Below are 9,751 nucleotides of genomic sequence, written 5' to 3' on the forward strand. Positions count from 1 at the left end.
GGCGGGTCCACCGGGCTCGGGATGTCGCCTTCGAGGACGATCCGGTCGCGCTGGTGCGAGCCGATCCGCGGCTGCGCCGAGACCAGCGCCTCGGTGTAGGGGTGCAACGGCCGCTCGACCACCTCGTCCACCGGGCCGAGCTCCATCAGCCGACCCAGGTACATCACGGCGACCCGGTCGGCGATGTTCGAGACCACCGCCAGGTCGTGGGTGATGAACAGGTAGGACAGCCCGAGGCCGGCCTGCAGCCGGCGCAGCAGGTCGAGGATCTCCGCTTGCAGCGCGACGTCCAGCGCCGACACCGGTTCGTCGCAGACCACCAGCGCCGGATCCAGGACGAGCGCGCGGGCGATGTTGACCCGCTGCTTCTGGCCGCCGGAGAGCTCGTGCGGGTAGCGCTCGCCGTGCTCGGCCGACAGGCCGACCGACTCCAGCGCCGCCAGCGCGCGGGTCCTGCGCTCGGCGCGATTCCCCTTGCCCTGCACCAGGAGCGGCTCCTCGACGCTGGAGGCGATGTGCATCCGCGGGTCCAGCGACGCGTTCGGGTCCTGGAACACCATCTGCAAACGGGTCAGCGCTTCGCGCCGGGCCCTGCCGCGCAGCGTCGCCAGGTCCGCGCCCGCGAGGCGCACCTCGCCGCCGCTGGGACGCACCAGCTGCAGCAGCGCCCGGCTGAGCGTGGACTTGCCGGAGCCCGATTCGCCGATCAGACCGAGCGTTTCGCCTTCGAGCAGCGTGAAGGAGACTCCGTCGACTGCGCGCACCCGCTCGCCCCTGAGCTTGGTCGCGAACGACACCGCGAGGTCATCGACCTGAAGCAACTCGCTCACCGGGCGACCCCCGGCAGCGTCAGGTCGGCGGTGCGGGTGCAGCGCACCGTGCGCGCGCCGGTGACCGGGAGCAGCTCGGGCCGGTGGCCCCGGCAATCGTCGGTGGTGAAGTCGCAGCGCGGGTGGAAGGCGCATCCCGGCGGCGGGGCGTCCGGCGGCGGTACCCGGCCGGGGATCGCCTTGAGCTCGGTGTGGCGGGCCTCGATCCGCGGGATCGCCTGCAGCAGCCGCGAGGTGTAGGGGTGCCGGGGCGCGCCGAGCACGTCGGAAACGGGCCCGCTCTCGACGGTTTCGCCCGCGTAGAGGGTGACCATCCGGTCGCAGAGCTCGGCGACGACGCCGAGGTCGTGGGTGATGAGCAGGACCGCCGTGCCGTGCTGCCGCGTCAGGTCCCGCAGCAGTTCGAGGATCTGCGCCTGGATCGTCACGTCGACGGCGGTGGTGGGTTCGTCGGCGATCAGCAGCCGGGGGCGGCAGATCAGCGCGATCGCGATCATCACGCGCTGCCGCATCCCGCCGGAGAGCTGGTGCGGGTACTCGCCGAAGCGCTGCTCCGGCAACGGGATCCCGACGGATTCGAGCATCTCGACGGCGGCCTCGCGGGCGGCCCGCTTGCCCATGCCGCGATGTGCGAGCAGGCATTCGGTGAGCTGGTGGCCGACGGTGAACACCGGGTCCAGCGCGCTCATCGGTTCCTGGAAGACCATGCCGAGTTCGCTGCCGCGCAGCCGCTGCCGCTCCGGCTGCGGGAGGCGGAGCAGGTCGGTGCCCGCGAAGCGGATCCGGCCGTCGATCACCGCGGGTGGAGTGGGCAGCAGGCCCATCACGGCGAGCGCGGTCAGGGACTTGCCGCTGCCGCTCTCACCCGCCATGCCGACGATCTCGCCGGCACCGATGTCGAAGGACACGTCGCGCACGGCGGTGGTGCGGGTTTTCCGGCCGAGGAAGGAGATGTTCAGGTGCTCGACTTCCAGCACCCGGTCCGGGGAATTTCGGGGGAGTGTCAACGCCGGCCTCCCGAGGGGTGTGTGACGCGGAGCACTCTAAGCTGTGTGTAAAACTGACGTCAATATCAGTTTTTTGAGATGCGCTAGGTTGGCGCATCTCTGTACCGAATCACCAGGAGGAAGCGGTGGCCGTTGAGCGGCTGCAGCCGGTAGCCAGCCCGAAGACGCCGAAGGGGCGCGGTTCGAAGGAATCGCTGCTGCGCGCGGCGCGCACGGTGTTCGGCCGGTCGGGCTTCGCGGCGTCCCGCGTCGCCGACATCGCGGCCGAGGCGGGCCTGTCCAACGGCGCGTTCTACCGGTACTACACGGACAAGCGCGAAGCGCTGGTCGAGCTGATGGCGGAGCTGCTGGACGGCCTCTTCGACCAGTCGCGCGCCCGGTGGAACCCGGGGGACGCGATCGAGTCCGTGGTGATCAGCACGGAGCGCTACTTCCGCTACTACGAGGACAACGCCGACCTGTTCCGGGTCCTGCACGAGACGGCGCAGACCGACCCGGAGATCGAAGCGATGCAGGCCGAGAGGCGGCGCACGTTCCACGACCGCATCACGCGGATGGCCCGCAAGGGCATCGAGCGGGGCCTGATCCGCCCGGGCCTCGACCCGGAGCTCAGCGCGGCGTTCCTGGGCGGCATGACCGAGCACTACGCCTACACGCGCTTCGTCCTCCACCGCTACCCGGAACGCGATGTCCACGAGGTGAGCCGGGAACTGGCGAACTTCTGGGCCCACGGCGCCCTCGCCTGACGCCCCGCGGGCGGTAGCGCGCTTTAGCCGAGCGACGTCCCGGAGTGCTCACGGGACGGGGCGGTGGCGGCGAGGAGTTCGTAGGCCTGGTGCTCGGTGTCGAGGACTTCCCGGGTGCGGGGGTTCCGGTGCCAGATCTCGCCGTCGGCGACCGCGTGCGCGTTGCGGAGGGCGAAGACCGAGCGCGTGAGGCGTGCGCGGGCGTCGGCCGCAGTGGTCCCCTCAGCCTCGCGCAGGCGCTGCTGGGCTTCGCGGCATTCGACGAGGGCGGCGTTCAGGCGGCGGTTGGACTGGTGGTTGATCAGCACCAGGCTCACCGCTGCGGCGATCAGCGCGCCCAGGACGGTCGTGGAGATGCGCTCGACGATCAGCTCGTTGTGCGCCGCCGGGTTGCTCAGCGAGGCCAGGCCGAGGGCCAGGGGAGTGACGAACACCAGCCCCAGCGCGTAGTTGGACTGGACGAACAGCTCGGCGATCAGCTGGCAGACGACCACCAGCACCATGATCGCCAGCGGGCTCGGGTGGAAGCCGAACATGGCGAACGCGACCACGGCCCCGGCGAGGGTGCCGGTCATGCGCTGGACCGTGCGGTGCCAGGTGGCCGTGGCGTGGGTCGACTGCAGGACCGCGCTGGCCGACACGACCGCCCAGTAGGCGTGGTCGAGGCCCACCGCGGTGGTGATCAGCCCGGCGAGCAGGCAGGCGAGCAGCATCCGCCCGGCGTTCGGCAGGAACGGGGAGATCCGGGACCGCAAGGTCGGCCGCGCCTGCGATCGGGGGGTGTGCGGCTTCAACCGGGACTGGGGCTCGGGGATCCGGCCGCGGTGGAGCTTGCGGGCGAGGTCCCTGAGGTGGTCGGCGTCGGCGGGGTGGTGGAGCAGCTGCTCGGCGTCGGCCAGGTGGGCGCGGAGCGCGGCGATGGCGCGCCCGTTGCCGCGCAGGGTCGTTGACGCCCGGTGCACGGCGAGGTGCGCGCGGTGGCGGGTGGCCGGGTTCGGGGTCTCGAGGTGATCGGCGACTGCGATGAGCGCGCGAGCCGTGACGACGCGGTGCGGGCCGGTCGGGTGCAGGAGGTTGCCGAGCAGGCTCAACGCCACGGAGAACGCCGCGGATGCCGCCATGACGGCCAGGTGCGGGCCGATGGCCGCCGGGTCGTGGGCGGAGTAGGCGGCGGCGCCGGCCGCGAAGACGAACATCAGACCACCGGGCGGGCCGAAGTCCAGCACGTCGGAGACCAGCTTGCCCAGCGCGGCGATCGCGGTGAGCACCAGGACCCCGATGAGCTCGTCGCCGGTGGTGGCGGCGATCATCGATGCCGTGGCCACGCTCACGACCAGGCCCAGCGCGATGAGCGGGAGCAGGCGGGCCCGCCGGGACCAGGTGTCGATCCGGCAGTACAACGAGGTGAACGCGCCGAACGCGGCGAAGGGCACCAGGTCCAGGCGTCCGATCGTCGCCAGCAGGGCGATCGGGGTGCCGAACGACAGCCCGATCCGCAGCGCCGGGACCGTCACACCCCCGACCACTCGGGTGAACCGCAGCGCGTCGCGGACGCGGAGGGTTCGGCGCAGGCGGGACGAGGCGGGTTCGGGCTCGACGTGGCTGGGCTGAACGTTCACTAGTAAAATATTACCAGATGGTTTACTCGTGAAGGAGTGACGTTGGACGACGCGGTCGGACGGATCTGCGCGCAGTGGCGCGAGCAGCGGCCGGACCTCGACGTGTCCCCGGTCGACGTGATCGGCCGGGTGCGTCGGCTCGGTGCGCTGACCAACCAGCTCACCGACGCGGCGTTCGCCGAGGTCGGCGTGTCGCGGATGGAGTTCGAGGTGCTCAGCGCGCTGCGCCGGGCCGGGGGAGGCCTTCGGCCCAGCCAGCTCACCAAGGAGACGCTGTCCTCCGGGGCGGCCACCACCAAGCGCCTCGCCCGGCTGGAGGCCGAAGGCCTGATCAGCCGCACCGCCTCCCGGCGCGACCGCCGCGAGGTCGACGTGCACCTCACCGAGCGCGGGCGGGAACTGATCGACTCGCTGTTCCCGGAGCAGCTCGAGCGGGAGCGGCAGATGCTCGATCCGCTGGACGCCGACGAGCGCCAGCAGCTGGCAGCCCTGCTGACCAAACTCCTGGGATCACTCGACGGAATGATGCGGTGACGCTCGGGGTCCGCAGTTTCAATTGAAACTGCGATCCGCTCCCCACGAGAGCTGCAGTGTCAATTGAAACTGCAGATCGGCGAGCCGCGTCCGGGGGTGTGCCGTCGGTGAGTTAGAGTTTTCCGGTTCTGCAACGGGAATTTCCCGCGACCTGGCGAGCGCGGCGTGATCGAGCGGTCACGCACCGGTGATCGACGTCGGTCGCCCGATCGAGAGGACCCAGTTTGGCCACGGTGCAGTTCAAGTCCGGCCATCCTGCGCTTGACCTCGGTGAACTTCCAGACCGCCTGCGCGACTTCGTGGTGCGGCGTTCCCGCGCCATCATCGCGGTGTCGGTGCCGCTGCTGGTCGCGTCCTTCGTGCTGCTGCTCGTCATGCGCAGAGCCGGTCTGGACCACGGCTCCGCCATCGACTACCAGGTCTACCGGTGGGCGGTGCACACCTGGCTGGCCGGCGGCGACATCATGAACAGCGCCCCGACGGTCAGCATCGGGCGCGTCCTGCCGTGGGTGTACCCGCCGTTCGCGCTGGTACCGCTTCTGCCGTTCGCGCTGCTGCCGTTCGTCGCCGGGCTGGCCGCGCTGTACCTGGTCGACGTGCTCGCCATCGGCGCGGCGCTGTACCTGGTCACGCGGCACCTGTGGCCGGCCGTCGAGCGGCGCGGCGCGTTGGCCGTGGCCGCTGCGGTGCTGCCCTGGACGCTGTTCCTGGAGCCGGTCTACGCCTCGTTCGGCCTCGGCCAGATCAACATCGCGCTGATGGGCCTGGTGATCGTCGACTGCTTGGCGCTCAACCCGCGCTGGCCGCGCGGTCTGCTGATCGGCATCGCCGCGGCGATCAAGCTGACGCCTGCCGCTTTCCTGCTGTTCTTCCTGTTCCGCAAGGAGTTCCGCGCCGCGGTGACCGTCGTGGTGACTGCCGCTTTCGGCACGTTGGTGGGTTTTGCGCTGAACTACCGGGCTTCGGTGGAGTACTGGTTCGGCAAGGGCCCGGCGCACGGCGTGAGCGGGTCCGCCTTCCACACCAACCAGTCGATCATGGGTGGGCTGGCCCGCCTGGAGCTGGCGCCGTCGGTGCAGAACGCGCTGTGGCTGCTGCTCTCGCTGGCTTGCGCGGCCGTGGTGGCCTACGCGGTCCGCCGCACCGATCCGGCGCTGGCGGTGGTGGCCAACGGGCTGCTCGCGCTGCTGGTCTCGCCGACGTCGTGGTCGGACCACTGGGTGTGGTGCGCCCCCGCTCTGCTGGTGATGCTCGGCTACTCCGTCCGGCTGCGCAGCATCGGCTGGTTCGCCGTGACCGCGCTGAGCGCGGTGACCGTGCTGGCGGCCGTGTTCAAATCGTTGCCCACGGGTCCGCCGTGGACCCCGCTGGAGCACTTCTTCGGCAATCCGTACCTGTTGTGCGGATTGCTGCTGCTGGGACTGCTCGGTCTGTTCGTCCGGAATCGCACGATCGCGAGCGCTCCCGAGGATCCCTCGGCGCTCGTCGGCGACGAGGTCCGGCCGGAGCCCCGCTGAGGTCTTGAGCTTCCGGGAAGCGGCCGGATCACCAGCCGCTTTCCGGAATGCGAAGCCATTGGGCAATCGGGTGATTCGCCTCGGTGACCCGTGAAAATGCCCGTTCTGGAACGAATCCGAGGTCGCTGCGCGACGCTTCGCCGCTGCCGCAAGAAGATCGTGAACAACGCCACTCGTGGCGCTCGGCAGTCGCGTATGGACAGTGTTGTGGTGCAGAATCCCCTGCACTCGCAGGGATGTGACAGCGGCGTCCCAGTCCCTGGGAGTCGCGAAACTTTCGCTTAATTTCGCGTTACTTGACGGTAGCCTTCAGCGCACTCGAAATGTAGAGTGCCTCAAACTGACCAAGAGTGCAACGGCGCATCCTTTTGTCAGTGCCCCCAAAGGTTCTTGCGGCTCCGCCGCGGGTCAGTCGTGCCCGGATGCGGATCGCGGCCTGACGACGGGAGGTACGATGCCCCTTTCCCACCATGCAAGAAGCTTGGCGCAACGCAGCGCCGCCGCCGATGGTCTTTACGACCCGGCCAACGAACACGACGCTTGCGGTGTCGCTTTCGTCGCCGACCTGCAGGGTCGGCAGAGCCACGAACTCGTGGAAAAAGCCCTGACCGCGCTGCGCAACCTGGAGCACCGCGGCGCCAAGGGCGCCGACCCGGACACCGGTGACGGCGTCGGTCTGCTGACGCAGGTCCCGGACGCGTTCTTCCGCGCCGAAGTGCCCTTCGACCTGCCCGAACGCGGCGGTTACGCGGTCGGTACCGCGTTCCTGCCCGCCGATCCCGAAGCCGCGGCGCAGGCCGCGGAGACCGTCGAGCGGATCGTGGCCGAAGAGGGCCTGCGGCTGCTCGGCTGGCGCGACCTGCCGGTCGCACCCGACTGCGCGGGCACCTCGGCGCGCGAGACGATGCCGAGCTTCCGGCAGCTGTTCGTCGCGCCGGTTTCGCTCGTGGACGGCGCCGATGATCCACTCCGCCTGGAACGGCTCGCGTTCTGCGTGCGCAAGCGGGCCGAGCACGAAGTCGACGTGTACTTCCCGAGCTTGTCGGCGCGCACCATCGTCTACAAGGGGATGCTGACCGAGGCCCAGCTCGGTGCGTTCTACCCGGACCTCGGCGACGAGCGGTTCGCCAGCGCGATCGGCCTGGTGCACAGCCGGTTCTCCACGAACACGTTCCCGTCGTGGCCGCTGGCGCACCCGTACCGGTTCATCGCGCACAACGGCGAGATCAACACGCTCAAGGGGAACCGCAACTGGATGCGGACCCGCGAGAGCATGCTGGCCACCGACCTGATCCCCGGTGACCTGCAGCGGCTGTACCCGATCGCCACCCCGGACGGCAGCGACTCGGCGACCTTCGACGAGGTGCTGGAACTGCTGCACCTGGGTGGGCGGAGCCTGCCGCACGCGGTGCTGATGATGATCCCGGAGGCGTGGGAGAACCACGCCGAGATGGACCCGGCCCGCCGCGCGTTCTACGAGTTCCACAACTACCTGATGGAACCGTGGGACGGCCCGGCGCTGGTCGCCTTCACCGACGGAACGCAGATCGGTGCGGTGCTCGACCGCAACGGCCTCCGCCCCGGCCGGTACTGGGTGACCGAGGACGGGCTGGTCGTGCTGGCCAGCGAGGTCGGCGTGCTGGAGGTCGAGCCGGACAAGGTCGTCCGCAAGGGCCGCCTGCAGCCGGGCCGGATGTTCCTGGTCGACACCGGAGCCGGCCGCATCATCGACGACGATGAGATCAAGGGCGAGCTCGCCGCCGAGTACCCGTACCAGCAGTGGCTGGACGAGGGCGTGGTGCGCCTGGCCGACCTGCCGGACCGCGAGCGGGAACTGCCCTCGCACGACTCGCTGGTGCACCGGCAGCAGGTCTTCGGCTACACGCAGGAAGAACTCGGCGTGCTGCTCAAGCCGATGGCCACCACCGGGGCCGAGCCCATCGGTTCGATGGGCAACGACGTGCCCTTCGCCGCGTTCTCCGAACGCCCGCGGCAGCTGTTCGACTACTTCACCCAGCTGTTCGCGCAGGTCACCAACCCGCCGCTGGACGCGATCCGGGAAGAGCTGGTCACCTCGCTGGGCACCCACGTCGGGCCGGAGCACAACCTGCTCGACCACGACCCGGCCGCGTGCCGGAACCTGGCGCTGCCGTTCCCGGTGCTGGACAACGACCAGCTCGCCAAGATCGTGCACCTCGACGACGACGGTGACCGGCCGGGCCTCAAGCCCGCCGTGGTGTCGATGACCTACCACGTCGCGGGTGGTGGCGAAGCGCTGCGCAACCGGCTCGACGAGATCTGCGAGGAGGTCTCGGCCGCCGTCGCGGACGGCGCGCACGTCCTGGTGCTCTCCGACCGCACCGCGGACGCCGAGCACGCGCCGATCCCGTCGCTGCTGGCCACGGGTGCGGTGCACCACCACCTGGTGCGGGAGAAGAACCGCACCCAGGTGGGCTTGATCGTCGAAGCCGGTGACGTCCGCGAAGTGCACCATGTCGCTCTTCTCATCGGTTACGGAGCGGCTGCCGTTAACCCCTATGTGGCGATGGCCACCGTCGAAGATCTCGTCGCCACCGGCGTGATCCGCGGGGTGGACGCCAAGCAGGCCACCGACAACCTCATCAAGGCGCTGGGCAAGGGCGTTCGCAAGACGATGTCCAAGATGGGAGTGTCCACTGTGGCCTCCTACACCGGTGCGCAGATCTTCGAGGCGATCGGGCTCGGCGAAGAGGTCGTGCAGCAGTGCTTCACCGGCACCACTTCCCGCCTCGGCGGCGTCGGATTCGACGTGCTGGCGCAGGAAGTCGCCGACCGGCACCAGCGGGCGTACCCCATCGACGGGGTCCAGGCGCCGCACCGGACGCTGCAGGTCGGCGGCGAGTACCAGTGGCGGCGCGAAGGTGAGCCGCACCTGTTCAACCCGACCACGGTGTTCAAGCTCCAGCACTCCACCCGCAGCGGTCGCTACGAGGTGTTCAAGGAGTACACCAAGGCGGTCGACGACCAGTCCCGCGAGCTGATGACCCTGCGCGGGTTGTTCAAGTTCCGCGAGGGCGAGCGCAAGCCGGTGCCGATCGAGCAGGTCGAGCCGGTGTCGTCCATCGTCAAGCGGTTCGCCACCGGCGCCATCTCCTACGGGTCGATCTCGCAGGAGATGCACGAGGTGCTGGCGATCGCGATGAACCGGTTGGGCGGCAAGTCCAACACCGGCGAGGGCGGTGAGGACGCCGACCGGTTCACCCCGGACGCCAACGGCGATTCGCGGCGCTCGGCGATCAAGCAGGTCGCCTCCGGCAGGTTCGGCGTGACCAGCGAATACCTGGTCAACTCCGACGACGTCCAGATCAAGATGGCGCAGGGCGCCAAGCCAGGCGAGGGCGGTCAGCTGCCGGGGCACAAGGTGTACCCGTGGGTGGCCAAGACGCGGCACTCGACGCCGGGCGTGGGGCTGATCTCGCCGCCGCCGCACCACGACATCTATTCGATCGAGGACCTAGC

Annotated in this window: 7 protein-coding genes; 4 read left to right on the forward strand and 3 right to left on the reverse strand. The window is 69.8% G+C overall.

Annotation, left to right across the window (positions count from 1 at the left end):
• On the reverse strand, nucleotides 1–830 hold an 830-nt coding region (locus tag ABTZ89_RS29955; protein WP_351050947.1), incomplete at its 3' end, for an oligopeptide/dipeptide ABC transporter ATP-binding protein.
• Nucleotides 827–1,837, reverse strand: a complete 1,011-nt coding sequence (locus tag ABTZ89_RS29960) for an ABC transporter ATP-binding protein (protein WP_351050950.1) — start codon at nucleotides 1,835–1,837, stop codon at nucleotides 827–829. The genes ABTZ89_RS29955 and ABTZ89_RS29960, both read right to left, overlap by 4 nt.
• 125 nt (nucleotides 1,838–1,962) lie before the next feature.
• On the opposite strand from ABTZ89_RS29960, the gene ABTZ89_RS29965 reads away from it, so the two are divergent.
• Complete coding sequence (locus tag ABTZ89_RS29965; protein ID WP_351050953.1) at nucleotides 1,963–2,583, forward strand: TetR/AcrR family transcriptional regulator; 621 nt, start codon at nucleotides 1,963–1,965, stop codon at nucleotides 2,581–2,583.
• 23 nt (nucleotides 2,584–2,606) lie between these two features.
• Here ABTZ89_RS29965 and ABTZ89_RS29970 read toward each other — a convergent pair whose 3' ends face one another.
• Nucleotides 2,607–4,202, reverse strand: coding sequence for an FUSC family protein (locus ABTZ89_RS29970; RefSeq protein WP_351050956.1), 1,596 nt, complete (start codon nucleotides 4,200–4,202; stop codon nucleotides 2,607–2,609).
• Nucleotides 4,203–4,238: 36 nt separating this feature from the next.
• On the opposite strand from ABTZ89_RS29970, the gene ABTZ89_RS29975 reads away from it, so the two are divergent.
• The 3 genes from ABTZ89_RS29975 to gltB form a co-directional block, all read left to right on the forward strand.
• Nucleotides 4,239–4,736: a MarR family winged helix-turn-helix transcriptional regulator gene (locus ABTZ89_RS29975; protein WP_351050959.1), complete on the forward strand. Its 498-nt coding sequence runs from the start codon at nucleotides 4,239–4,241 to the stop codon at nucleotides 4,734–4,736.
• 233 nt (nucleotides 4,737–4,969) lie between these two features.
• Nucleotides 4,970–6,253 carry a glycosyltransferase family 87 protein gene (locus tag ABTZ89_RS29980; RefSeq protein WP_351050965.1) on the forward strand — a complete coding sequence of 428 codons (1,284 nt, stop codon included), beginning with the start codon at nucleotides 4,970–4,972 and terminating at the stop codon, nucleotides 6,251–6,253.
• A gap of 454 nt (nucleotides 6,254–6,707) precedes the next feature.
• A partial coding sequence (gltB, locus tag ABTZ89_RS29985) for a glutamate synthase large subunit (protein ID WP_351050962.1) occupies nucleotides 6,708–9,751 on the forward strand: 3,044 nt, incomplete at its 3' end.

It is taken from the genome of Saccharopolyspora sp. NPDC002686 (assembly GCF_040295745.1).
In the GTDB taxonomy this organism is placed as follows: Bacteria; Actinomycetota; Actinomycetes; order Mycobacteriales; family Pseudonocardiaceae; genus Saccharopolyspora; species Saccharopolyspora oryzae.